The following is a 25,740-nucleotide window of genomic DNA, read 5'->3' as shown; positions in this document are numbered from 1 at the left end:
CGACGGGAAATGTGGAGGTTCGGTGAAGATCGCTCCGCGCAATCACAACCCATCTGGTGGGTTGCGGCTAGAGCGCGGCTTTCGCGTCGGACTTCTTCTGCATCATGACCGCAGCAGTCAGCACGACCATGCCACCGAGCGCCAACACACCGCCGACAGCCGCAGGAGCGGTGTATCCGAAGCCGGCAGCAATCACTGCACCACCGACGGCTGCTCCGATCGCGTTGGCAAGGTTGAACGCGGCATGATTGAGCGAAGCGGCAAGAGTCTGGGCATCGGCTGCGACGTCCATGAGTCGGGTCTGCAAACCGGGCACCATCGACGAACCGGATGCGCCGATCAGAAACACGAACAGCAAGGCCGTATACGGGTTCTGTGCCGCGAACGCGAAACCGAACAAACTGAGGGCGATTGCGGTCATCGAGATGTACATCCCCCGAATCAGCATTCGGTCCGCAATCTGGCCACCCGCATAGTTGCCGGCGACCATACCCAGCCCGTAGATCATCAGCGCAACAGGTACGAAAGCCTTCGACAGGCCCGAGACGTCGGTGAGAGTAGTTGCGATGTAGGTGTACACGGCGAACATTCCGCCGAAACCGACGACGGCGATGATCAGCGTCATCCACACTTGCGGACGTCCCAAGGCACCGAGCTCGGTTATCGCCCGCGTGGTGGGCATTCCATCCAGGCGAGGCATCCACGCAACGATCGCGGCAACGGTCAAGGCACCGATGACCGTCACGATGCCGAAGGCACTGCGCCATCCGAAGGACTGACCCACCCACGTGGCCACCGGCACCCCGACGACGTTGGCGATCGACAGCCCCATCATGACCATGGCGACCGCTTTGGCACGCTTCCCCGGCTCCGCCAAGTGCGCGGCGACCAACGCCGCGACACCGAAGTAAGCGCCGTGCGGTATGCCTGCAACGAAACGCGACGCCATCAACTCGTGGAAACTCGGCGCAAAGACCGTTCCGAGATTGCCGAGGGTGAATGCGACCATCAAAGCGAGCAGCAACACCCGGCGAGGTACCCGTGCTGCCAGTATTGCGATGACGGGAGCGCCGATGACCACTCCGAGCGCGTAGGCCGAGATGAGATGTCCGGCGCTCGGCTCGGAGACGTTCATGGTCGTCGCCATTTCGGGCAACAAACCCATGGACACGAACTCGGTGGTACCGATGCCGAAGCCGCCGATGGACAGGGCGAGCATCGCGAGCCGCCGACGAGTGGACAATGTTCTGCGATCGTCACTCGGACCGTTCGACACCCGCCCGCGCACAGCGGCCACATTTTTGGCGAACGCCGAATCGGTGACACTCACAGCACAACAACCTTTTCATCGAGACGGGGGACGATCACTGTCGAACATGAAGAAAGGGACGACCCTGGTAGGGAACGTCCCCTTCTTCGATTCTCATCCCGCGTACACCCGATTTACGAGTCCATGCGCGGTGATTGTCCTCACCCGAGCAGGTGCTCAGCCGTTTCACCGAACTATTTCAGCGCCCTCTGCAGGTTTTCGTCGAGTGCGCCGAGAAACTCCTCGGTGGAGAGATAGCCCTGATCTCCTCCGACGAGCGCGGCAAGATCCTTGGTCATCTGGCCACCTTCGACGGTCCTGATGACAATGTCCTCCAAGGCCTGAGCGAAGCCGATGACCTCGGAAGTGCTGTCGAGCTTGCCTCGGTGCTCGAGACCTCGGGTCCACGCGAAGATGGATGCAATCGGGTTGGTCGAGGTCGGCTTGCCTTGTTGGTGCTGACGGAAATGGCGAGTCACCGTGCCGTGTGCAGCCTCCGCTTCGCAGGTTCTACCGTCCGGCGTGAGCAGAACCGACGTCATGAGCCCGAGCGAACCGAAGCCCTGCGCAACGGTGTCCGACTGGACGTCGCCGTCGTAATTCTTGCAGGCCCATACGTATCCGCCCTCCCATTTCATGGACGACGCGACCATGTCGTCGATGAGGCGATGCTCGTACGTCAGTCCGGCGGCGTCGAACTCCGCCTTGAATTCCTTTTCGTAGATGTCCTGGAAGGTGTCTTTGAATTGGCCGTCGTAGGCCTTGAGGATCGTGTTCTTGGTCGACAAGTACACCGGGTAATTCTGCTGCAAACCGTAATTCAGCGACGCACGGGCGAAATCGATGATCGACTGATTGAAGTTGTACTGACCTTGCACGACGCCGCCGAGGCTCTCCTCGGTGAACCTGACCAGCTCGTGCTGGATCGGCTCACTGCCGTCCTCGGGCATGTAGGTGATGGTCACGGTGCCAGGTCCCGGGACCTTGAAGTCGATGGCGCGGTACTGATCACCGAAGGCGTGACGGCCGATGATGATCGGCTTGGTCCAGCCCGGAACCAGTCGCGGAACGTTGGAGATGATGATCGGTGCCCGGAAGATGGTGCCTCCGAGAATATTGCGAATGGTCCCGTTCGGCGAACGCCACATCTTCTTCAGGCCGAATTCCTCGACGCGAGCCTCGTCCGGAGTGATCGTCGCGCATTTGACGCCGACGCCGTGCTTCTTGATTGCGTTCGCGGCATCGACGGTGACCTGGTCATCCGTCTTGTCCCGGGATTCGATTCCCAAGTCGTAGTACTCGAGATCGACATCGAGGTACGGATGGATGAGCTTGTCCTTGATGAACTGCCAGATGATGCGTGTCATCTCATCGCCGTCGAGTTCGACGACCTTGCCTTCGACCTTGATCTTGGACATGTGGGGTTCGCGTCCTCCTGGGAAGTATGCCGTTGTGGTCTTCCTCAACTGCCGGTGTTGCCGCAGAACCGTTGTGGGTCGATCGGCGGTACCACCCGTGTTACGCCTCTCCACTGCTGGGCCGACTGCGTGTACTCGACTTCGAACGTATAGGCCGCGCGCGCAGTGCGTGAGCGTGCGAGGAAACAAGACAAGCGTACTGCTTGGCCACTCAGGCATGGTCGGTGGCCCTTTCGTGGTGGCTCCGACCGCCAACCACTGTGTGCCCTGGTTGCAGCCCGATCGACACTCACGACGGTGTCGCTATTCGACGTGTCGGAGGACACGCTAGGATTCTGCGAAGGTCATGAGTGCCAGCGTCAAAGCCCCGGCTTGCTGGCCGGCAACCCTCCAACCGCGGTGGGGTGCCCCGGGTGAGAAGACCTGGTTAGTCGACTGCGTTCGCGCAGTCGGAGAACAAGCGCGGGTTCGCCAGGGGCGAACCCAACAACCGAGCACAACCATGCTCGGTTGCTAGCCCCTAGGAGGTTCACGATGTGTTGTCGCTTCGATACGCCCCGCCCGGCTCGCTACGCCGAGCCCCAGCCGAATCGCACTCTTGAATCGAAAACGGAGTAGTCAACCACCATGAGCGAGAACACACCCGACGTCGTAGATGCCGCCGGCTCACCCATCGAAGATCCCGCCGCGTCGTGGAGCTTCGAAACCAAGCAGATTCACGTAGGCCAGAACGCTGACGGCGTCACACGCGCACGCGCGCTACCGATCTACCAGACGACGTCGTACACCTTCGACAGCACCGACCACGCTGCCGCGCTCTTCGGACTGACCGAGCCCGGCAACATCTACACCCGCATCATGAACCCCACGCAGGATGCCGTGGAGCAGCGCATCGCAGCGCTGGAGGATGGCGTCGCGGCGCTGCTCTTGGCCTCCGGACAAGCCGCCGAGACTCTTGCAATTCTGAACATCGCCGAAGCAGGCGATCACATAGTCTCGAGCCCGCGCTTGTACGGCGGCACGTACAACCTCTTCCACTACACGTTGCGGAAACTGGGTATCACCGTCAGCTTCGTCTCCGACCCGGACGACCTCGAACAGTGGCGATCCGCGATCACACCGAAGACGAAGGCGTTCTACGGCGAAACGATCTCGAACCCGAAGAACGACATCTTCGACATTCCCGGAGTGTCGAAGATCGCGCACGAGAACGGCCTTCCGCTCATCGTCGACAACACCGTCGCGACGCCGTATCTCATCCAGCCGCTGAAGCACGGCGCCGACATCGTCGTCCATTCGGCCACCAAGTACCTCGGTGGCCACGGCACAGCAATCGCAGGCGTCATCGTCGACGGTGGCACTTTCGACTGGACCCAAGGGCGCCACGCCAACTTCACCACTCCTGACCCGAGCTATCACGGCGTGGTGTTCGCGGACCTCGGTGCACCGGCCTTTGCCCTCAAGGCTCGGGTCCAACTGCTTCGCGACATCGGGGCCGCAGTCGCACCGTTCAACGCATTCTTGATCAGCCAGGGACTCGAGACGCTGAGCCTTCGGATGGAACGCCACGTCGAGAACGCGCAGAAGGTAGCAGCCTTCGTCGAGGCTCGCAGCGAGGTCGTCAGCGTCAATTACGCAGGTCTGAAGTCCTCCCCGTGGTTCGAACGTGGCCAGGAATTGGCACCGAAGGGGCAGGGTGCCATCGTCGCTTTCGAACTGAAGGGCGGCATCGACGCGGGCAAGAAGTTCGTCGACGCACTGAGCCTGCACAGCCATGTAGCTAACATCGGTGATGTGCGCTCACTCGTAATTCATCCCGCATCGACAACTCACTCACAGCTGTCACCCGAGGAGCAGACCGCGGCGGGTGTCACTCCAGGACTCGTGCGCCTCGCGGTGGGCATCGAAGGGATCGACGACATCGTCGCTGATCTCGCGCGCGGATTCGCTGCGGCGGCGTCTTGACCATCAGCTCAGTGCACGACGTCCGTTCGGCCGCAGGGTTTCCTGCGCCGGACGGACGGCTCGGCAGTATCGACATCGGTCGGCTGGACCTCGAGAACGGTGCGTCCCTGCCGCAGGTGACCATCGCCGTTCAACGTTGGGGTGAGCTGTCCCCGAACCGCGACAACGTGGTGCTCGTCGAGCATGCGTTGACCGGGGACTCACATGTGTCCGGACCTGCCGGAGGCGCTCATGCCTTGCCCGGGTGGTGGAACGGGATGGTCGGGCCCGGCGCTCCGATCGACACGGACGAATGGTGTGTCATCGCCTCCAACGTGCTCGGTGGTTGCGGTGGAACGACAGGACCGTCGTCACTGAACCCGAGCGGAGTCCCATACGGTAGTACCTTTCCGGAGATCTCGATCCGCGATCAGGTGTCCGCCGAGATAGCACTCGCCGATGTACTCGGCATCGAAAGATGTGCGGCCGTGGTCGGCGGCTCCATGGGAGGCATGCGCACTCTCGAATGGATAGTCGGATACCCGGACCGCGTCGCGTCAGCTCTGGTGCTTGCGGTCGGAGGTCGTGCAACTGCCGACCAAATCGGTACGCAGACAACTCAGATCGAGGCGATCAAGGCCGATCCCGACTGGCAGGGCGGCAACTATCACGGAACCGGCCGGGCCCCACGGGTCGGACTGGGCATAGCGCGCCGAATCGCACACCTGACGTACCGAACCGAGAGCGAGCTCGACCTCAGGTTCGCCAACTCCGGCCAAGGCGAAGAAGATCCATGGCAGGGCGGACGGTACTCGGTAGAGAGTTACCTACAGCATCAGGCGAGCAAGCTGGTCGACCGTTTCGACGCGAGCACCTACGTATTGTTGACCGAAGCCATGAACAGGCACGACATCGGACGTGGGCGAGGTGGATTCGACGCTGCCTTGGCCATGGCTACCGTCCCGACGATCGTCGGCGGCGTCGACTCCGATCGGCTCTATCCCTTGCGGTTACAGAAGGAACTCGCCCGCGGCCTACCGGAATGCCGCGGTCTCGAGGTCATTCAGTCACGTGATGGCCACGACGGATTTCTGACCGAAGCCAGCGCTGTATCCGCACTACTCGGCGAGACGATGAAGCATGCGCGCGTCTCGAAGGGTCGCACCAGCTGAGTATTCGACCGGACGAATACTCAGTCGGTGCCGAGCGGATCGATCGACGCCGACAGCAACACGATAGCTCCCCCGACCAGGGCCATAGCCGAGACGTCGAAGGTTCTGCTTCGGACCTGCAGTAGGCCGACGTTCTTCTCCGGCATGCACAACCGGAAGCCTGCGGCCACTATTGTCGCCACGCCGAATACGAAGGCGCCGCGGCGCCACCGATCCGCAAGAACGAGTACGAGCGCCGCCGCAATGATCACGAGCACGATGACGAGCGGCAGGTTCTTGCGAATCTGGGACCACATCGAAGGTCAGACCGCTTCTGGGGTGGTTGCGAGAGCCTGCTCGGCTCGCTCGACCACGTTCGAGAGTAGGAACGCTCTCGTCAACGGCCCGACTCCACCCGGGTTGGGTGAGAGAAAACCGGCGACTTCGGCCACCTCGGGCGCAACGTCCCCGCGCAGTCCGTCATCCGTTCGAGTAACCCCGACGTCGAGCACTGCGGCACCGGGCTTGATCATGTCCGCGGTGACGATTCCGGGGACACCCGCAGCAGCAATGACGATGTCGGCGCGGCGAACCTCCGCGGCCAGGTCTTTGGTCCCGGTGTGGCACAGGGTAACGGTGGAGTTCTCGCTCTTGCGAGTGAGCAGCAGACCGATAGGACGGCCAACTGTCACCCCTCGACCGATGACGACAGCATGGGCCCCGTCGAGCGCTACGTCGTAGCGACGGAGGAGGTGGACGATCCCACGTGGGGTACAAGGCAACGCCGCTTGCTTACCGAGGACGAGTCGGCCGAGATTGATCGGGTGCAGTCCATCGGCATCCTTGGATGGATCGATTCGTTCGAGTGCAGCGTTCTCGTCCAGATGCTTCGGAAGTGGAAGCTGCACGATGTAACCGGTGCACTCGGGATTGGCATTGAGCTCGTCGATCACGGCGTCGAGCTCCGCCTGCGAGATGTCGGCAGGCAGATCACGCCGAATCGAGGTGATACCGACCTTGGCGCAGTCATTGTGCTTGCCGCGAACGTACGCCGCCGAGCCGGGATCATCGCCCACCAGCACCGTGCCGAGCCCGGGAACGATCCCGTGTTCTCGTAGCTTTGTCACTCGCTGAGTGAGATCGACGAAGATCTCGTCTCGGGTTGCTTTGCCGTCCAGAATCGTCGCAGTCACGATAGCTATTGTTCCAGGTGCCGGCAGGTGGAGCGGACGCCGGTCCGCAAGTAGTCAGCCCTCGACCGAAAGCCCGTGCGCCTGGGCGTATGCGACCGCCTGTGTCAGCTCGATCCGGGCACCGGTCACCGTCGCAGACATCCAGAGGTGTGCGTCGATCCGGGCACCACGAAGATCGGCCTCCTGCATCTTGGCGCCTACGGTTCTTGCGCCACTGAGATCCACCGAACGCAATATCGCCTTGCGCAGGTCGGTGTTCACCAAGTTCGCCTCGACCATGCGGCAGTTGGTCAAGTCCATCCCGCGCATGTCGGCTCCCCCCATTCCTACCAACGTGAAGTCGACCTCGTCGAAAGTCGACGGGCGCATCCGACAATCGACGAACGTCGAGCCGATCATGGTCGAATGACGGAAGACGCTGTGTTGCAGGTTGGTCCGCGCGAAGGTGCAGGAGCGAAAAGCCGCGTTGACATGGACCGACTCGGTCAGATCCGTGCCGGTGAAGTCACATTCCGTGAAGACCACCGCGGTAGTCTTCACGCCGCTGAGGTCGGCGTCTCGAAAGTTGCACGCCACGTACTCACGGTCGTCCCATTGCTGTTGGTCGAGTCTCGCGTCGGAGTAGTCCTCGCCGATAATCTGTTTCTCGTGCACCTCCGCCATTGTTCCCGGTAGCGCTGATGGCAGAGTGAGCCGGGTGTTTCGCCTCATGTTCTTTCAGCCACGTATTCCTCAGAACACCGGAAACGCGATCCGACTCGTCGCCGGCACCGGATGTGAACTACACCTGGTCGGTCCGCTGGGCTTCGACATGTCCGAGCCCAAACTCAAACGAGCAGGCCTGGACTACCACGATCTGGCCTCGGTGACCGTCCACGAGAACCTGACTGCCGCCTGGGAGGCACTGGCGCCGGAACGGGTGTTCGCCTACACCGCGCATGCGAGCAAGTTTCACGCGGACGTGTCGTATCTACCGGGTGATGTAATGCTGTTCGGTCCCGAACCGACCGGTCTCCCCGAGGAAGTGCTCGGCGATCCGCTGGTCACCGAGCATCTGCGTATTCCGATGATCGAGGGTCGACGATCGCTCAACCTAGCCAACGCGGCCGCCGTCGTCATGTACGAGGCATGGCGCCAACACGGATTTGCTGGGAGCGTGTGACGGTCACGTCGGTTCTGCGTCTTCGACATCCGCCCCTGACTTGAACCTCTGGTTCGACCCTCTCGGTGGTGCCGCGGCGGACGATCCTGACGATGACGTAGACGACCGGAGCACCCACTGTGAGAGTTCCCAGCCACGTCAACAGCCCGCCCGAGGGCCACGAGCGCGTCTCTCGCTGTGTCGACAAGCGAATTCCATCCGGCGACGATTCCGTCCCAGAAGTTGTCCGGCCCCGGTGACGGCGTGAGGTTCTCGGTGCCGAATGGGACCGTGACCGTGGATGGATCCACCTGGTCCGCGACGCAGCTCCTCTACGAGGTCCAGACTGTCCAGCTTTCCCCGCCTACTCGACACAGCAGATTCCGCCTCGAGCAGATCCGCGGTAGTGACCGCTCCCACGATCAAGGCCTTCAGGCGATCGACCGAAGCAGCGAGCCGTCCAGGTGATGTAAACCTGTCCTGCCACAACCTTTTTACGATCCATCTGCTCCGGACCCCTGCCCTTCCCCGCTGCTCCCGCTGCTCCCGCTGCTCCCGGCGAGGAGAACGAACGACCCGACCGATGCGACGAACAGAGTGCCCTTCGTCGAAGGATCGTATGGCAACTCATCGACAGCGAACGAGGCCCGCGAAGTCGTGCCGAATCGTTACACGGAGTAGGGATAATTCACTGATGACCGCAGCGCAGAACCGGGGTACGGTGTGCCGCACCGACCCATTTCGTTTCCTTGAAGGAGCCCCTGTTGTTCTCCGCTTTTTCTTCGCTCGTCCGCTCAGCATCGTTCACCTCGACATCACAGGGCCTTTCACGGTCGGCTAGTCGATTGTCCCGCACCGCAGCAGTTTTCGCCGTTTCCAGCGGCTTCGTTGCTGCCGGATTCGCCGGAGCCGGCGTCGCAAATGCAGCTCCGGTGACGTGCGTATCTCCACCGTCGGCCAATCAAATTCTCGTCGACGGAACCGCGAGCTGCGGGGCAACGGCCGCAGAAGGATCGCGTTCGACCGCTACGGCAGCAGATAGTGGAACGGCCGTCAGTGTCGCCGAAACCGGCGGCACCTCGAACACCTACGCAACCGGATTCGGAACGGCCCTCGGCGCGTCACGCGCGGGCGGCACGTCCTACGCGGGCGCAATCGGCGGCGGCATCGCACATTCCTGGGCGGACGCAGGTTCGACCACCATCGCGATCGCCGGTTGGGGTTCCGGTGCAACCGCCGAAGCTGCCGGCGTCGACTGCGTCGGGCCACTGTCTCTCGCGTTGAACCTCGCTTCCGGACAGTTCTGCATCCTCGGAAGTTGACCCTTGGCGCGCCTCGTGCACCCGCACGCGGCGCGCTCGGGCCGGACCTGATCTACGACAAAAGGTAGTAACTCCCCCTCCAGCGGTTTATGATTATGGTCACTTCCATCGTCAGGAGGATCAGTGACCGCTGTTGAGCCCAAGCCCACTGGCACTGTGGAGGCGGTGAGGCCTTTCCCGCCGCGGATGGGACCGAAAGGTTCATTCATTCACAAGGCGGTGACGACGACAGACCCCAAGGTGTTGGGGATCATGTATATCGCGACTTCCATCTCGTTCTTCCTCATCGGCGGCTTGATGGCGTTGCTCATTCGTGCCGAGCTCGCGGTGCCGGGCTTGCAATTCCTCTCGACGGAGCAGTACAACCAGCTGTTCACCATGCACGGCACGATCATGCTGTTGCTGTATGCGACGCCGATCGTGTTCGGTTTCGCCAACTACATCCTGCCGCTGCAGATCGGTGCGCCGGACGTGGCGTTCCCGCGGTTGAACGCTTTCTCGTATTGGCTCTACCTGTTCGGCGCGATAATCGCTACATCCGGTTTCATCACCCCCGGTGGTGCAGCTGATTTCGGTTGGACCGCCTACACCCCGCTTTCGAGCGCAGTGTATTCGCCGGGTGTCGGTGCAGATCTGTGGATATTCGGTCTCGCCGTGGCTGGTCTGGGCACCATCTTGGGTGCCGTCAACATGATCACGACGGTCATCTGCTTGCGAGCGCCGGGTATGACGATGTTCCGGATGCCCATTTTCACGTGGAACATCCTGGTCACCAGCATTCTCATTCTTCTTGTTTTCCCGTTGTTGACGGCGGCTCTGTTGGGGGTAGCGGCCGATCGACATCTCGGTGCGCATCTGTTCGACCCGGCGACCGGTGGAGTGTTGTTGTGGCAGCACTTGTTCTGGTTCTTCGGCCACCCCGAGGTGTACATCATCGCGTTGCCGTTCTTCGGCATCATTTCCGAGGTAATTCCGGTTTTTGCGCGTAAGCCGATGTTCGGATACACCACCTTGATCTACGCAACGATCGCCATCGGTGCACTCTCGGTGGCGGTGTGGGCCCACCACATGTACGCCACGGGTGCGGTGCTGTTGCCGTTCTTCTCGTTCATGACGTTCTTGATCGCGATACCGACCGGTGTGAAGATCTTCAACTGGATCGGCACTTTGTGGCGAGGTCAGGTGACATTGGAGACGCCGATGCTGTTCGCGTTCGGCTTCTTGATCACCTTCCTCTTCGGCGGCCTCTCCGGTGTCCTGCTCGCCAGCCCGCCGATCGACTTCCACGTCACCGACACCTATTTTCTGGTGGCGCACTTCCACTACGTGGTCTTCGGCACGGTGGTGTTCGCAACGTTCTCGGGCATCTACTTCTGGTTCCCGAAGATGACAGGTCGGATGATGGACGAGAGATTGGGCAAGTGGCACTTCTGGCTGACATTCCTCGGCTTCCACGGCACCTTCCTGGTCCAGCACTGGCTCGGCGCCGAGGGCATGCCGCGTCGTTACGCCGACTATCTCTCTTCCGATGGATTCACCACACTCAACATCATCTCCACGATCAGCGCGTTCGTTCTCGGCGCTTCGACATTGCCGTTCGTGTGGAACGTCTTCAAGTCCTATCGTTACGGCGAAGTGGTCACTGTGGACGACCCGTGGGGTTACGGAAACTCGCTGGAGTGGGCGACATCGTGCCCACCGCCGCGGCACAACTTCACGGAACTGCCGCGTATACGATCCGAGCGTCCAGCGTTCGAACTCCACTACCCACACATGGTGGAGCGAATGCGTGCCGAGGCTCATGTCGGCCCGGGCAGCCACGGCGGACAGACCACCGAGGTCCTCGAAAAGGCCCGCCGCGCACCTATCGCAACGGGCGAAGACGAGCATTCTGGGGACTGATCTCCGCGGCGAGTTACTCTCAGACAGTTCTCAGCACTGGAGGTAATACTTCAGCGATGTCGCGTTCACTGCCTACGGCATCGTCTGTTCGGCGATGGCACCTCGGGGTCGGCAATTGAACTTCTCGCTCCACAGCCGGATCCGAGTTCTCATCATCAGTCTGGCCGCACTCGCGGTTGCCGTGAGTGCGCTGGCCATCTACCTGGTCACCGAACAAGCATTGCGCTCCCAGGTAGCCGATCGAGTGTCTCGAAATGCCGACGCGCTCATCGCAAGTGCCACGTCCGGAGTTCCCTCGACCTTCTTCGGGTTCGGAGTCGGCACGACCGACGGGCCCGCGATCAAAGTTGCGTTGGTGACCTCGGACGGCGAACTCGTGACCTTCACCGCAGAATCGCGGCCGTTCACCAATACCGACGGCACTCTCGATGCCGCCGAACAGTCGGTCGCAACCGGCTCGACCGATCAATCGCTCCGCGAGGTGCGCGGGTACATGCTGTCGGCCAAACGGACCGTATCGGGCGAAACGGTCATGGTGGCAGAGTCGTTACAGTCCAACGCGCCGTTACTCGGCAAGTTGACGCTTGCGCTTGTCGCGATCGGGACCCTTCTCATCGTCTTGGCAGGGATCGCCGGAACAGCAGTAGCTCGGACCGGACTGCGTCCGGTCAAACGCTTGCGCAACGCCACCGAACGGGTAGCCCGCACCGGCGATTTGCAACCGATCGCCGTTACCGGCGACGACGAGCTTGCATCACTGGCGACGAGCTTCAACGACATGCTTGCTGCCCTTGCCCAATCCGGCGCGCGTCAAAACCGTCTGATCACCGACGCGGCAGAGGAACTGATGGGCCCCCTGCATACGCTTCGGGGAAAGATCGATGTCCTGATGGCCCTCGACGGACACGATGGACCCGCCCTGTCCCCTGCCGAGCAGGATGAGTTGCGTACCGGAGTCATGTCGGACATGGACGTCATCATTCGATTGGTGCACGACCTGGTGGATCAGGCGCGAGACGTCCCCGAGTCAGCTAGCGCGTGACCGAAGGCGTGGCTCGAGCCGATGCAGTTCGACGTCGTGCAGAAGCCCGCCGCTGATCTCGGTTGTCATGTAGGTGCAGAACGGCTGCCTGCGCCTGTCGGTCGGCGAGCCCGGGTTGAGCAGCCGTACGCCGGTATCCGTCACGGTGTCCCACGGAATATGACTGTGTCCGAATACCAGAACATCGGTGCTCGGGTACTTCGCTGCCATCCGCTGTTCGCGTCCGGCCGCGCTGCCCGTCTCGTGAACGACGGCAATCCGAACTCCGTCCAACGTGACTCGTGCGCATTCGGGCATCCGGGCACGGAGGTCTTCACCATCGTTGTTGCCCCAGCACGAGATCAGCGTCTTCGACCTGGCAGAAATCTCCTCGAACACGGTCACATCTACAAAGTCGCCGGCATGAATCACCACATCGGCATCGTCGATGGCGGTCCACACTTGCCCAGGCAACATCCGAGCCCGAGTGGGGACATGAGTGTCCGCGAGCAGAAGCAGTTTCACATCTCGATTGTGCCTGCCTGATCAGCGCACGTACACCGCGGTGCGCTGCCCCTCGATGACGTGGACTCGGACAGGCGTATCGAAGACATCGCTGAGGACGTGGTCCTGCATAATCTCCTGTGCCGTTCCACTGGTCACGATCACACCATCTCGTAAAGCGATGATGCGATCGGAGTAGGCGGCCGCGAAGTTGATGTCGTGCACGATGAGCACGATCGTCTTACCGAGTTCGTCTGCGGCTCTGCGAAGTTGCTTCATCATCAGGACAGAGTGCTTCATGTCGAGATTGTTGAGGGGTTCGTCGAGCAACACATATTTGGTGTCCTGGGCCAGAACCATGGCGACGAAAGCCCGCTGACGCTGTCCACCGGACAGTTGATCGAGAAATCTCTCCGCCATCGAATCCAGGTTGAGGAACTCGAGAGCCTTTTCCACGTGCTCGATATCGTGCGGGCCTAGTCGGCCTTTCGAATGAGGGAATCGCCCGAAACCGACTAGTTCACGCACCGTGAGCCGAGCGGTGATGTGGTTCTCCTGCCGGAGAATCGACAGGTGCCTGGCCAGTTCCGCGGATTTAGTGGATCTGATGTCCAGGTCACCGACAGTAACCGTTCCCGTCGTTGGATCGAGCAACCGTCCGATGACAGTGAGCAAGGTCGATTTTCCAGCACCGTTCGGCCCGACGAGCGAGGTGATTCCTCCGTCGGCGATAGTGCCCGTGACCGGGCCCAGCACGGTGTCGTCCTGATAGGACTTCGATACCCCACGAAAATCGATCACAGCGTGCCCTTACGAAGAATCATGCCGATGAACAGGATGCCACCGACGAACTCGATGATGACGGTGAGAAATCCGCCCGCATAGAAGATGTGCTGCATGACGAACTGGCCGATTACGAGAGTCAGCATTCCCAATAGGAACGCCATAGGCAGCACAAAAATATGCTTGTAGCTACCGGCAACCTGATACGCGAGGGTGGCGACGATGAACCCGAAGAAGGTCATCGGTCCCACCAGTGCGGTGGAGAACGCAACCAACAATGCGATCAACATGAGCATGATCGTCAACTCGCGCTTGTACGAGACTCCGATTCCCATTGCCGCCTCACGTCCGAGGAGGAGCGCATCGAGATGATGGCGACGTCTCCACAGGACGATTCCGGCGAAAATACAGACGCCGAAAGCGATCGGTAGGTAGTCCCCTTTGACTGCACTGAGCCGACCGAACAGTTTCACCGACAGCATGTCGTATTCGGTCGGCGACAGTAGACGCTGCAAGAAGGTGGAAATACTGTCGAACGCGAGACCTATTACGACACCGACCAGCAGCATCAGGAAGAGGCTGCCCAACTTTCCGGAGAACATCCACCGGTACAGGATCGTCGCTAGTGCCACCATCAATACTGTCTGCGCCAACAGTTTCGGGATTCCCTCGGTGTTGGCGATGACGGTCCCGCCGAATACGAACACCATCAGCGTCTGCATGAGGACGTACAGCGAGTCGAACCCGATGATCGACGGAGTGAGGATCCGATTGTTGGTGACAGTGTGGAACACCACGGTTCCCAAGCCATGTGTGAATGCCGCGACTGCCATCGCCGCAACCATGTTCAGCCTGCGGGGAAATGCGAAGGCAAACGATCCACGAACGAACAAGAACAGAAAGCACGCAGTCGCGATCGCGAGTACCACCGACGCGAGTATCAGACGCATAGCAGGAGTGAACCGCGCGCGGTCGTTGCCGTAGTTCGCCGGACCGACGATGCGTGGCTTCTTGGGAGAATCAAGCACTGACATATTTTCGCTGCCTCACTATCAGTGCAATAAAGACGACGGCACCCACGACACCCAGCACGACCGAGGCTGGGATTTCCATCGGCGCGACGACCACCCTTCCGATCAAGTCGCAAGCCAACAGAAGTCCAGCACCCACGAGAGCAACCCACGGAAGGTTCTTGTGGACGTCGTCGCCCAGCATCATGGACACCAGGTTGGGCACGATCAGTCCGAGAAAAGGGATGAATCCCACGACCACTGTCGTCACACCTGTTGCAACGGCGACCATCGCGACGCCGACGAACACGATTTGTTCGTATCGAAGCCCGACGTTGGTCGCAAGATCTTTACCGAGCCCGGCGACGGTGAACCTGTTGGCGAGTACGAATGCAAGAACGGCGATGATCAGCACCGCCCACAATGGCTCGTAGAATCCGCGCACGACACTACTGAATCCACCGGAACGCCAAGCCGACATCGACTGCAGCAGATCGAACGTTCCGGCTAGAAACGTGGTGATCGCACCGACGACGGCACCGAGCATGATGCCGACCAACGGCACGACCAGAGACGATCGCACCGACATCCGCCGTAGAACGAAGATGAATATAAGCGTCCCGATCAGTGCGAACGCGGTCGCGACGACCATCTTCACCATCGGGGAAGCTTCCGGAAGCAGGATGAACGTGGTCAAGACGCCGAGCCCAGCCCACTGCGCGGTACCTGCGGTCGTCGGTTCCACGAATTTGTTCTGGGTGATCATCTGCATGATGACACCCGAAATGCTCATCGCCATGGCGGCAAAGATCAGGGCGAGAGTGCGTGGCACTCGAGAAATGACGAACATGTTCCTGGCCTCGGAATCATGAATCAATGTCTCGCCGGTGATGTCGTATCCGCCCACGAACAACGAGGTGATGGTCAACATCAGGACAATCACCACGATGGAGGTGAGCAGGAGTGTCTTGTTCATTCGGCGGCCTCGTGCATGTGGGTGACCTTCGTTGCCGCACCCGACGGCATCGGATGCGGCGGCGAATGATCTTTCCTACGTCGCGTTTGCGAACGCTGCGGAAATTGATTGGAACGCTTCGGAATACGCCTGGATGCTTTCGCGGGTGTAGAAGTATGGGTCGAGGTAAACGACCTGATCCTCGGTCATGAACGTAGTGTTCGCGAATGCTTCCTGCGCGTCGAATACCGCCTTGGCCGGGGACGCGCCAGGCTCGCCTGCGGCCGCGTCGCGGTCCATCACGATGACCCAGTCGGGGTTAGCCTGCGCAATCGTTTCGGGCGCCAGCCCGGAATCGCCATGGATGTCGCCGGCATCCCCTGCGAACACATCGGTGAGGGTCGGTGGTTCGAGCAAACGGCCGATGCGCTGTGCGCCGTTGTCGATCTTGCCACCGTTGACGTTGGCCAGGAACACTGTTTCGCTCCGAGTCTCGGCCGCAGCTTCGTCCTTGGCAGCGTCCAGATCGGCGATGATCCGAGCCGCTTCGTCTTCCTTGCCGAATACTTTTCCGAGAGCTACGGTCTGGGACTTCAGCGAATCGACGTAGTTTTCATCGGTGGGCGAGACATCGATAGTGGGAGCGATCTGGCTCAGTTCGTCGGTGTATTCCTCGAACCGGTAGCCACCGATGATCAGATCCGGCTCGGCCTCGCTGACGACCTCCAAGTTGGGTTCGCGGTGTGTTCCGATGTCGAGAATGAGGTCGTTACCGATCCACTCCTCGAATCCGACGTCCGGCATGATCTGCTTCGGAAGTGCAACTGGTTCGATGCCGAACGCTTTCAATGTTTCGAACGAGGTGTTGTCCAGTGCCACGACGCGCTGCGGATTGGTCGCTACTTCGACCACTCCGTTCGCGGTGTCGATGCTGACGGTGTCGGCGGAATCCGAGGTGTCGGCCGTATCGGTGCTGCACCCGGCCAGGACGAGCATGGATGCGGCGGCAGCGGCGGCGGCGAAAACGCTCGATCTGCGGATGTTCTTCACTGGTCACTCCATCGATTTGTCTTTACAAAACCTTTGCTTTCATGAGCAAAGTATTCGATTAGGTTAGCCTTGGCAAATCTAGGCAATGTGGCATCGAACGCACCCTCGACAGTCCGCTGACCGGCCTCTAACGAAAGTCCCGCGATTTCGACATCACCCGTAGGTCCATGAGCTGCAGATGATCGGCCACCACCGTCGCAGCTCCTTCGGCGTTCTGGACCTTCCCGCGGATGAGCAATGCCGGAGCCGTCAGCGCCAACTTCCGGTATTTGGCCCATAACCCCACCGAGCACACCACGTTGACCATCCCCGTTTCGTCTTCGAGGTTGACGAACGTGACCCCGGCAGCCGTAGCCGGGCGCTGCCGATGCGTCACGGCACCACCGACCAGGACCCGGTCCCCGTCGGGAACCAGCAGTAGTCGATTCGCCGGGACTACCCCCAGTGCGTCGAGCTGTTCGCGAAAGAACTGAGTCGGGTACGCATCGGGTGAGACTCCAGTGGCCCAGACGTCCGCCGAAGCCATATCGAGATCGCTCATCCCAGGCAATACCGGCGCACGAGTGGATGCACCGAGCCCGGGAAGCAGATGCGGCCTCTCCCTTGCTGCTGCGCCTGCCGCCCAGAGCGCTTCCCGACGGGTGATCCCGAAACATCCCAACGCGCCTGCGGTAGCCAGTGATTCGGCTTGTGTAGCAGACAGCTCTACTCGTCCCGTGAGATCGAGGAACGATACGAACGGACCGGCTGCTGTGCGTGCGTCGACGATGCGTTCGGCAAGATCCTGCCCGATGTACTTCACGTCAGCGAGTCCCATCCGAATCTCGAGACCCTCGGCAGTGAGATCTGCATACCAGGAACTGGCATTGACGTCCGGGCCGTGCACACGCACTCCATGCCGTCGAGCGTCCGCCACCAGAGACTGCGGGGAGTAGAAACCCATCGGTTGCGCACGTAACAGACCTGCGCAGAACGCGGCGGGATGATGAAGCTTGAACCACGACGAATAGAAGACCAGCGAGGCGAAGCTCTGTGAATGGCTTTCGGGGAAACCGAAATTGGCGAATGCAGAAAGCTTCTCGTATATTCGATCGGCCGCGTCACCGGTGATGCCGTGCAAGTCTCGCATTCCGTCGTAGAAGCGATCACGTAACAGATTCATCTTCTCCGGCGAACGCTTCGACCCCATCGCACGACGAAGTTGATCGGCGTCGGCAGCGCTGAATCCAGCCACATCGATGGCCATCTGCATCAATTGTTCCTGAAAGAGTGGCACTCCGAGTGTGCGGTCGAGAGCCTTCTTCAACGACGGGTGATCGAATGTGACGGGTTCGATTCCGTTGCGGCGCTTGATGTACGGGTGAACGGATCCACCCTGGATCGGACCCGGTCGGATGAGTGCGACCTCGACGACCAGGTCGTAGAACTCACTCGGCTTCAACCGCGGCAACGTCGCCATCTGGGCCCGCGACTCCACTTGGAACACACCGATCGAATCGGCCCGCTGCAGCATGTCGTAGACGGCTTTCTCACTCAAATCGATGTCCGCGAGGTCGATGCGTTGCCCTTTGTGCTCGACGAGAAGATCGATCATGTAGTGCAACGCCGACAACATACCGAGACCGAGCATGTCGAATTTCACCAAACCTACTGCAGCACAATCATCTTTGTCCCATTGCAACACACTGCGATTAGCCATCGTCGCCCATTCGACAGGGCAGACATCGGCAATAGGGCGATCGCAGATCACCATTCCGCCCGAGTGGATACCCAGATGCCGGGGGAAGCCTTCGATCTGCTGGGCAAGTTCGAGAACAGACTTCGGAATGCCACTGTCTGCCTGATCTCCGACGCCCGACCACCGGGTGACCTGTTTGCTCCAGGCATCCTGCTGCCCCTGCGAGAACCCGAGAGCACGTGCCATGTCACGTACCGAGGACTTACCTCGGTACGTGATCACGTTCGCCACCTGCGCCGCGTAAGCACGCCCGTACTTCTCGTATACGTGCTGAATGGCTTCCTCGCGCCGGTCGGACTCGATGTCGACATCGATATCCGGAGGACCGTCTCGTTCCGGAGCAAGGAAACGCTCGAAAAGAAGTTTGTTCGCCACCGGATCGACGTTCGTGATTCCGATGGCGTAACAGACAGCCGAGTTCGCTGCCGAACCTCTTCCCTGACAGAGAATGTCGTGTGTCTTACAGAAGTCCACGATGTCGTGCACGACGAGGAAGTACCCAGGAAAGTTCAATCGCTCGATGATGTCGAGTTCGTATTCGATCTGCGCGTAGGCGGCCGGGTGCGTACTGGGTGTGCCGTATCTGCGCGCAGCACCGTCTAGCGAGAGGTCGCGCAGATAGCTGGCTTCGGTGTGGCCCGCAGGCACGTCGAACGGCGGCAACTGTGGGGCGATCAGGTGCAGATCGAAAGCACACTCTCGACCCAGTTCGACGGCGCCACGAACCGCACCGGGATGATGCTCGAACAACCGAGCCATCTCGGCGCCGGATCGCAGGTACGTACCTCCGGTGGGAGCCAACCACCCCGCGGCGTCGTCCAGACTGCTCCGTGCACGCACCGCTGCCATCGCCATGGCCAAACGCCCGCTCCGCGGAGTCGCATAGTGCGCCGCAGTCGTAGCAACGATCGGAAGATCGAATCTCCGTGCCAATTCGGCGAGCGCATCGTTGCGCTCGTCGTCTTCCGGTACGCCGTGATGAGTCAGTTCCACGGTCACTCGGTCGGCACCGAATCTCTCGATCAGATCCGCCAGAGCCGCACCTGCTGCCTCGACGCCACCGTCGTCCAACGCCCGTCGAACATGCCCTTTTCGACATCCGGTGAGAATCTGCCAATGCCCACCCGCAGCCTCGGACAGGGCGTCGAAATCGTAACGGGGCTTTCCTTTGACTCCCCCGGCAAGGTGAGCCGCGGCAATTTCACGCGACAACCGTCGGTACCCCTCTTGCCCACGAGCGAGAACCAGCAGATGAGTACCCTCCGGATCCAACTCACCTGTCCTCGACGTCGTCGTGTCCAACGACAACTCGGCGCCGAAAATGGTCTTGATCCCCAGCGCCTTTGCTGCCTCGGCGAAGCGCACGACACCGTAGAAGCCATCGTGGTCGGTGATGGCGACGGCTTCGAGCCCGAGCCGTACTGCTTCTTCGACCATCTCCTCCGGTTGGCTGGCACCGTCAAGAAAGCTGAAAGCCGAATGTGCATGTAGCTCCGCGTACGCCGTGGTCGTCGCAGGTCTCGATATCGTCTTCTCGTAGACCGCCCGCTTGCGCGACCACGCCGGACTGTCACCACCGTCCCCGACGATGTCCACGACCTTCGGATGCGAGGGACGGCCGGACAACACCCGTTCCATTTCCGACCACGTCGGCGGACCGTCGTTCCATCCCATACCCACACCTCACTTTCGTTCGAACATATGTTCCATTAGACCCCGCGGCTACGACACAAATCAATCTGTCTCACGAGGCAGTTAGGCTCGCCGTGACATACAGCAGCCGAAAGAGCCGGAGAAGAATGTGAATCGTTGGGCCTCGTTCGTCGTCTCCCACAAGCGATGGGTGCTCTCCATCGCTGTGGTGGTCGTAGCACTGAGCGGCATATGGGGACTCGGCGTCTTCGGCAAGCTCAGCGAGGGCGGTTTCATCGACCCCGGTAGTGAAGCTGCCGAAGTATCGGAGCTCGTCGCAGGATTGGGGCAGCAAACCCCCGATATCGTCGCCATCTACACCGCGCCCGAGGGCAAGAGCATCGACGACATCGCCCCGGACGTCACCTCGGTACTCGACGGCTTCCAGAACAAGTACGCAGTCGAGAACGTCCTCTCCTACTGGACAGCAGATACCGGGGCGAAGCAATTCCTGGTTTCGAAAGACGGAACGAAGGCACTCGCGACGGTCACCCTGGGACCGGACTCCGGCATCACCTTCGCTACGTTCGGAGACATCCCACCGCAGCTCGAGGTCCCGGGTGTCACCTCTCAGTTCGCCGGTGGCTCCGTGGTCGGGGTCTCCTTCAGCCAAACGCTCCAGGAAGATCTGGTTCGTTCGGAAGCCATCGCCATCCCCATCACGCTCGTTCTGCTGATCGTGATCTTCGGCGGCGTCGTCGCGGCCGCCGTCCCGGTCTTCGTCGGCATCCTGAGTGTCCTGAGCGCGTTGGCAATCCTGCGTGCCCTTACCTCGTTCACGGAAGTCAGCTCGTTCTCCATCAACGTCGCATCACTTCTGGGTCTCGGGCTCGCCATCGACTACGGGCTGTTCATCGTCAGTCGATATCGAGAAGAAATGCGCGACGGTGCAACACCGACCGATGCAGCAATTCGTACAGTTCTGACGGCAGGCCGAACGATCGTCTTCTCGGGCTTGCTGCTGATCTGCGCCTTTGCGGGCATGCTCGTCTTCCCACAACCGGTGATCAAGTCGCTCGGTTTCGGGGCCATGGCTGCTGTTGCCAGCGCCGCAATCCTGTCGTTGACAGCAGTGCCCGCGTTGCTGGCGATCCTCGGACCACGCATCAATTCTCTGACGTGGAGCAGAACGGCGTCGGATCGAGGTGAGGCGCGCGCCCAGAAGTTCTGGGGCGGCGTCGTGACCCGAGTGATGCGCAAGCCGGGAATCGTAGCGGCAGTGATCATTGCGGGACTGCTCGTACTGTCGGCGCCGATACTGAAGGTCGCACTCGGCGAAGTCGACTACACCGCGCTCCCCAAGGACGATCCCGCTCGCGTCGCCGTCGAAACCCTCGGCAGCGAGTTCCAATCTTCGGGTGAGAGCGCAACGGTCGTACTCCGGGGCCTCGATGGATCCAAACCGCAGGGCGCGCCGATAGCCGACATCACCCGTCTAGCAGAATCCGTCGACGGCATCGCTCGAGTGTCGTTCATCGGATCCACAGACGAAGTCGTCGCTCTGGAAGCAAGCTTCAGTGAACCGAGCGACGGGCGCACCGAAGCCGATGCAGCCAGTGCTGCGGTGGCGGGGCTGCGCGCGATGACACCACCGGATGGCACCGAGCTGCTCGTCGGTGGCGCACGGGCACTCGTCGACGACGGCAATGCGGCGATCGCCGCGTGGCTTCCGGTCATGATTGCGATCATGGTCGTCTCGACGCTCATCTTGCTCTTCCTGGCATTCGGATCGATAGTGTTGCCGATCAAGGCGGTCCTCATGGCGGGCCTCAGCCTGGGGGCGACATTCGGAGTGCTCACCTGGGTGTTCCAGGAAGGACATGGTGCCGATCTTCTCGGGGTGACGCCCGCGCCGCTGGAGGCGACCTTCGTGGTCCTCATCCTCGCTGTGGTCTTCGGCCTGTCGACCGACTACGAAGTGTTCTTGATGTCGCGCATGGTCGAGGCGCGCGCAGGCGGGGCTTCGACAGAGGAAGCGGTCGTCATCGGCGCCCAGCGCACCGGAAGAATCGTGACAGCGGCCGCGCTCATCCTCATCATCGTCACCGGCGCGTTCACCATCTCCGAATTGTCGATCATGCGGTTCCTGGGGTTCGGCATGATTCTCGCGCTCATCATCGATGCCACGATCATCCGCATGCTGCTCGTCCCGTCGCTCGTGAAGTTGATGGGTGAGGCGAACTGGTGGGCTCCGGCGTGGATGAAGAAGGTGCACGAGAAGGTAGGCATCGGTCACTGAGCGCCGCCGCCGGTCACCCTGGTGGGCTCTACCGACCTGGCCCGACAACTTACTTCGGAGTAAGTTGTGTCCATGTCGAACTACATTGTCACCGGCGGTACGGGTTTCCTCGGGCAGAATCTGATACCGCAATTGCTCGAGCGCGACCCGGCGGCCGACATTCACGTATTGGTTCGCCAAAAGTCGCTCGGGAAGCTCGAACGGCAGGTCGACATGCTCGCCGACAAGACCCGGATTCACCCGTTGATCGGCGATCTCACCGAACCCGATCTCGGATTGCGCACTGTCCCGGACGGCATCGACCACATAGTTCACCTGGGCGCCATCTACGACATGACCGCCGGTGACGAACAAGCATCGACCAACGTCGAGGGCACCCGCGCGGTGGTGGCACTCGCCGAGCGGACCGGTGCCCGGTTGCACCACATCTCCTCGATAGCCATTGCCGGAGATCACGCAGGAACATTCACCGAATACGACTTCGACAAAGGACAGAGTTTCCCAACCCCGTATCACCGCACCAAGTTCGAATCCGAGAAGATCGTGCGCGAATCCTCGGTCGACTGGCGCGTCTATCGACCGTCGGTCGTGCTGGGGCACTCCGAAACCGGGGCGATCGACAAGATCGACGGCCCATACTTCTTCTTCCCCCTCTTCGCCGCGTTGGCCACACTGCCTACCGCGCTTCCCATCACGGTTCCGAAGATCGGGGCCACCAATCTGGTGCCGGTCGACTACGTCGCCGCTGCGATCGTGGAATTGATCCATCGTGGCCAGGACGGTCAACGAGTGTTCCACCTCGTCAACACGCAACCGCAGTCGATGCACGAGGTATACCGCGCATTCTCCGACGCCGCAGGTTCGAGAGCGAAGGTCATCGACATTCCCGGAGCCGTTGCTGCCGCCGTCGTAGCACCGAAGACCAACATCGTCCGCACCGGCCGCAACACTCTCCTGGACAGGTTCGGCATACCACCGGTAGTGCTCGAACATCTCACCTTCCCGACGACCTTCGACTCGGCAGCGACCCAGAAAGCACTGTCGGGCAGCGGAATCACCCCACCACCGCTGGCGACCTACGCCGACCGTCTGTGGCAACACTGGCGCGCGCACCTGGACCCGAACCGCGCGCGGCGCGACGATGCTCGCGGCCCGCTTTTCGGACGGCACATCATCATCACCGGTGGATCCTCCGGCATCGGAAAGGCCAGTGCCGAAGCGGCAGCACGCAAAGGTGCGACTGTCATTCTGCTTGCCCGCGGTACCGAACAACTCGACTCCGTCGTGGCGAACATTCGCGCTCGAGGTGGTGATGCCTTCGGGTACACCTGCGACATCACCGACACAGAGTCGGTCGAACAGACCGTGAAAACCATTCTGAGCGAACACGATCACGTGGACATGCTGGTCAACAACGCCGGACGGTCCATCCGTCGATCGTTGTACCGCTCGACCGATCGACTGCACGACTTCGAGCGCACCATGGCCGTCAACTACTTCGGTGCTGTTCGCCTCGTCCTGGCACTGCTTCCGCACATGCGCGAACGCCGCTTCGGGCACGTCGTCAACGTCAGTAGCGCAGCAGTGCTCGGTCACGCTCCTCGATTCGCCGCCTACGTAGCCAGCAAGGCTGCACTCGACGGTTTCGCTGACGTCGCCGCAGCCGAGACTCTATCCGACGGAATAACATTCACTACGATCCACATGCCGCTGGTGGCCACCCCGATGATCACCCCGACAGGTTCCGGCAATGCCGGCCCGGTGGTATCGCCGGAGAAGGCAGCAGCGATGGTGGTCCGGGCACTCACCCGAAAGCCGAAGCGCATCGACACCCCGCTGGGCACTCTCGGTCAATTCGGCAGCATCTTCACACCCAAAAGCAAGGACCGTACGATGCATCAGTTCTATCGTCGTTTCCCGGAGTCCGCTGCATCCAAAGGCGAGGTTGCACCTACACAGCCTTCACTCGTACCGCTGACCTCGTCACCGCACGACCCGTCCCGTCCGAGTGCACGAGTAGGCAAGTTGGCGCGCCGACTCGGCCGGTTGGTGCCGGGCACCTACTGGTGATGTCCAGTTCTACCCACGGCTGTCATTGCTCGACCGAACCCGCAGGCGAGGTACGCGAGAGTTCCCATTGCCAGTACCCATTTGGTCACGCTGACCGCCGTCGTGGCTCGAACCACCGAATCGGTGATCTGTTCGCGGTGATCGAGCAGATACAGACCCGTGACGTTCTCGACGTAGTCACCCGCCGCGGACAGAATCGGAGCTATGGCCAGTGCCTTCGCCGTGGTGGGTGTCAGGTCGGTGAGTTCGCCCAGACGCGAAGCCCCGGCACGCAAAGCCATCGCATAGATCACCGGATGGACGAAATCGGGATAGTAGTGACTCCGAAATCGAGCAGTGGCGGCTGCGTCCATGCTGTCGAGGATCTGCCGGTATCGGAGTGCCGACCATGCAGTCTGAATCTGTAGAACCCGAGGGCCCGCAGGCCCCAACAGACGCAGGATATTGGCTTGAGAGACAGCGAATATCATCGTCCAAGCGATGAGTGGACGATCCTGCGCCGTAAGTGCCATCTGCAGATACTAGAGCGCGAGAATCAGATTCGATCACGCATCAGGAATGGGAGCACGACGCTCTCGAATGACTGGTAGTCGTCACGATGGATGCTGTGACCGGTCTCGAATGCCACAACCTGACACGAGCGGATCTCACCGGTGAGCATGGCGAGCCTGTCGGCATCGACCATCCCGCCCGGGCCACCGCGAAGCACGAGTGTCGAGGCAGTGATGTCCGGCAACCGGGACCACCACTGAGCGTTGGGTCGGCGAAACTGAGCAAGAGCAGGTTTGGTCATCGAACGGTCGAATGCGAAGACAGCGCGCGGATGCCTGACGATACTGGAACCCGCGTGCCAGAGTTCGGTGATGGTGGGCAGGCGGCCGGTGAGCGACGGTGGCGCATCTCCCGGCCGAATCGGAATAGGCATCTCCTCGACTACGAGGGACCGAACCGATGCGGGGCGCTGCTGCGCCACCACCGACACTGCGTATGCGCCTAATGAATGCCCGACCAGATCCACCTGCGCCAGCCCGAGATGGTCGAGTACAGCCGACACATCGCCGCCGAATGCGTCGAAAGAGTAGTCGTCGGCGTGTGCACTGCGTCCGTGCCCGCGCAGATCGACCGTGACTACCCGACGACCGGCACTGGTGAGTACGCCGGCGAAACGGTCCCAGGTGCTGCTGTCACCGCCCATGCCGTGCACCAACACGGTAGGAACAGGATCGGTTCCACCGAAATCTCGGTAGGCGATGTCGACGCCGGACACATCGAGTAATTCCACGTCGATACTCACAGTC

At 61.0% G+C, this 25,740-nt stretch carries 21 protein-coding genes and 1 riboswitch; of the genes, 8 read left to right on the top strand and 13 right to left on the bottom strand.

Annotated elements, in window-relative coordinates; translation table 11 throughout:
- Positions 1-67 precede the first annotated feature (67 nt).
- A complete protein-coding gene (locus tag O1W68_RS09600; protein ID WP_442972318.1) occupies positions 68-1,330 on the bottom strand; it encodes an MFS transporter in 1,263 nt (420 codons plus the stop codon).
- A gap of 173 nt (positions 1,331-1,503) precedes the next feature.
- Positions 1,504-2,727 (bottom strand): NADP-dependent isocitrate dehydrogenase, encoded by a 1,224-nt coding sequence (locus O1W68_RS09595; protein WP_269303082.1) that lies wholly within the window; start codon positions 2,725-2,727, stop codon positions 1,504-1,506.
- Positions 2,728-3,069: 342 nt separating this feature from the next.
- A riboswitch (SAM riboswitch) is annotated at positions 3,070-3,196 on the top strand.
- 158 nt (positions 3,197-3,354) lie between these two features.
- Between O1W68_RS09595 and O1W68_RS09590 the strand changes: the two genes are divergently transcribed.
- The gene (locus tag O1W68_RS09590) at positions 3,355-4,692 is read left to right on the top strand and encodes a bifunctional o-acetylhomoserine/o-acetylserine sulfhydrylase (protein WP_084349028.1); all 1,338 of its coding nucleotides are present in this window, start codon (positions 3,355-3,357) and stop codon (positions 4,690-4,692) included.
- Positions 4,689-5,843, top strand: coding sequence for a homoserine O-acetyltransferase MetX (metX, locus tag O1W68_RS09585; RefSeq protein ID WP_084349027.1), 1,155 nt, complete (start codon positions 4,689-4,691; stop codon positions 5,841-5,843). Before O1W68_RS09590 ends, metX begins: the two co-directional genes overlap by 4 nt.
- Before the next feature lie 20 nt (positions 5,844-5,863).
- Here the strand turns inward: metX and O1W68_RS09580 are convergent, their stop codons facing one another.
- From O1W68_RS09580 to O1W68_RS09570, 3 genes are read right to left on the bottom strand one after another with little or no spacing between them, the layout of a single operon-like run.
- The gene (locus tag O1W68_RS09580; RefSeq protein ID WP_084349026.1) at positions 5,864-6,139 is read right to left on the bottom strand and encodes a DUF3017 domain-containing protein; all 276 of its coding nucleotides are present in this window, start codon (positions 6,137-6,139) and stop codon (positions 5,864-5,866) included.
- A gap of 6 nt (positions 6,140-6,145) precedes the next feature.
- On the bottom strand, positions 6,146-7,015 hold the full coding sequence (locus O1W68_RS09575; protein ID WP_269303077.1) for a bifunctional methylenetetrahydrofolate dehydrogenase/methenyltetrahydrofolate cyclohydrolase: 870 nt from the start codon (positions 7,013-7,015) through the stop codon (positions 6,146-6,148).
- 54 nt (positions 7,016-7,069) lie between these two features.
- Complete coding sequence (locus O1W68_RS09570) at positions 7,070-7,678, bottom strand: pentapeptide repeat-containing protein (RefSeq protein ID WP_084349024.1); 609 nt, start codon at positions 7,676-7,678, stop codon at positions 7,070-7,072.
- Positions 7,679-7,712: 34 nt separating this feature from the next.
- Between O1W68_RS09570 and O1W68_RS09565 the strand changes: the two genes are divergently transcribed.
- From O1W68_RS09565 to O1W68_RS09550, 4 genes are all read left to right on the top strand, one after another.
- Positions 7,713-8,177 carry a tRNA (cytidine(34)-2'-O)-methyltransferase gene (locus O1W68_RS09565; RefSeq protein ID WP_269303074.1) on the top strand — a complete coding sequence of 155 codons (465 nt, stop codon included), beginning with the start codon at positions 7,713-7,715 and terminating at the stop codon, positions 8,175-8,177.
- A gap of 824 nt (positions 8,178-9,001) precedes the next feature.
- Entirely contained in the window at positions 9,002-9,478 is a 477-nt protein-coding gene (locus tag O1W68_RS09560) for a DUF6764 family protein (protein ID WP_269303072.1), read from the top strand.
- Positions 9,479-9,601: 123 nt separating this feature from the next.
- Positions 9,602-11,380 (top strand): aa3-type cytochrome oxidase subunit I, encoded by a 1,779-nt coding sequence (ctaD, locus tag O1W68_RS09555; protein WP_269303070.1) that lies wholly within the window; start codon positions 9,602-9,604, stop codon positions 11,378-11,380.
- Between the two features lie 94 nt (positions 11,381-11,474).
- On the top strand, positions 11,475-12,422 hold the full coding sequence (locus O1W68_RS09550) for a HAMP domain-containing protein (protein WP_269303068.1): 948 nt from the start codon (positions 11,475-11,477) through the stop codon (positions 12,420-12,422).
- On the opposite strand, the gene O1W68_RS09545 is transcribed toward O1W68_RS09550, so the two are convergent.
- The 6 genes from O1W68_RS09545 to O1W68_RS09520 form a co-directional block, all read right to left on the bottom strand.
- Positions 12,408-12,926 carry a metallophosphoesterase family protein gene (locus O1W68_RS09545; protein WP_269303066.1) on the bottom strand — a complete coding sequence of 173 codons (519 nt, stop codon included), beginning with the start codon at positions 12,924-12,926 and terminating at the stop codon, positions 12,408-12,410. The genes O1W68_RS09550 and O1W68_RS09545 overlap by 15 nt on opposite strands.
- Before the next feature lie 21 nt (positions 12,927-12,947).
- On the bottom strand, positions 12,948-13,706 hold the full coding sequence (locus tag O1W68_RS09540) for an iron ABC transporter ATP-binding protein (protein ID WP_269303064.1): 759 nt from the start codon (positions 13,704-13,706) through the stop codon (positions 12,948-12,950).
- The gene (locus O1W68_RS09535) at positions 13,703-14,722 is read right to left on the bottom strand and encodes an iron chelate uptake ABC transporter family permease subunit (protein WP_269303062.1); all 1,020 of its coding nucleotides are present in this window, start codon (positions 14,720-14,722) and stop codon (positions 13,703-13,705) included. Before O1W68_RS09535 ends, O1W68_RS09540 begins: the two co-directional genes overlap by 4 nt.
- Entirely contained in the window at positions 14,709-15,674 is a 966-nt protein-coding gene (locus O1W68_RS09530) for an ABC transporter permease (RefSeq protein WP_269303060.1), read from the bottom strand. Before O1W68_RS09530 ends, O1W68_RS09535 begins: the two co-directional genes overlap by 14 nt.
- A gap of 75 nt (positions 15,675-15,749) precedes the next feature.
- Entirely contained in the window at positions 15,750-16,703 is a 954-nt protein-coding gene (locus tag O1W68_RS09525; RefSeq protein WP_269303058.1) for a siderophore ABC transporter substrate-binding protein, read from the bottom strand.
- A gap of 127 nt (positions 16,704-16,830) precedes the next feature.
- Positions 16,831-20,115: an error-prone DNA polymerase gene (locus O1W68_RS09520; RefSeq protein WP_269303056.1), complete on the bottom strand. Its 3,285-nt coding sequence runs from the start codon at positions 20,113-20,115 to the stop codon at positions 16,831-16,833.
- 127 nt (positions 20,116-20,242) lie between these two features.
- Between O1W68_RS09520 and O1W68_RS09515 the strand changes: the two genes are divergently transcribed.
- Positions 20,243-22,372, top strand: coding sequence for an MMPL family transporter (locus tag O1W68_RS09515; RefSeq protein ID WP_269303054.1), 2,130 nt, complete (start codon positions 20,243-20,245; stop codon positions 22,370-22,372).
- A gap of 72 nt (positions 22,373-22,444) precedes the next feature.
- A complete protein-coding gene (locus O1W68_RS09510) occupies positions 22,445-24,442 on the top strand; it encodes an SDR family oxidoreductase (RefSeq protein ID WP_269303053.1) in 1,998 nt (665 codons plus the stop codon).
- Here O1W68_RS09510 and O1W68_RS09505 read toward each other — a convergent pair.
- Both O1W68_RS09505 and O1W68_RS09500 read right to left on the bottom strand, forming a co-directional pair.
- Positions 24,433-24,954 (bottom strand): hypothetical protein, encoded by a 522-nt coding sequence (locus O1W68_RS09505; RefSeq protein WP_269303051.1) that lies wholly within the window; start codon positions 24,952-24,954, stop codon positions 24,433-24,435. The genes O1W68_RS09510 and O1W68_RS09505 overlap by 10 nt on opposite strands.
- Before the next feature lie 23 nt (positions 24,955-24,977).
- A complete protein-coding gene (locus O1W68_RS09500; RefSeq protein WP_442972317.1) occupies positions 24,978-25,736 on the bottom strand; it encodes an alpha/beta fold hydrolase in 759 nt (252 codons plus the stop codon).
- Positions 25,737-25,740 lie beyond the last annotated feature (4 nt).

The sequence above is a fragment of the Rhodococcus sp. H36-A4 genome (genome assembly GCF_027158005.1).
Taxonomy (GTDB): Bacteria; Actinomycetota; Actinomycetes; order Mycobacteriales; family Mycobacteriaceae; genus Rhodococcoides.
The sequence above is the reverse complement of the archived record's forward strand: the minus strand, read 5'-3'. Positions and strand labels throughout refer to the sequence as shown.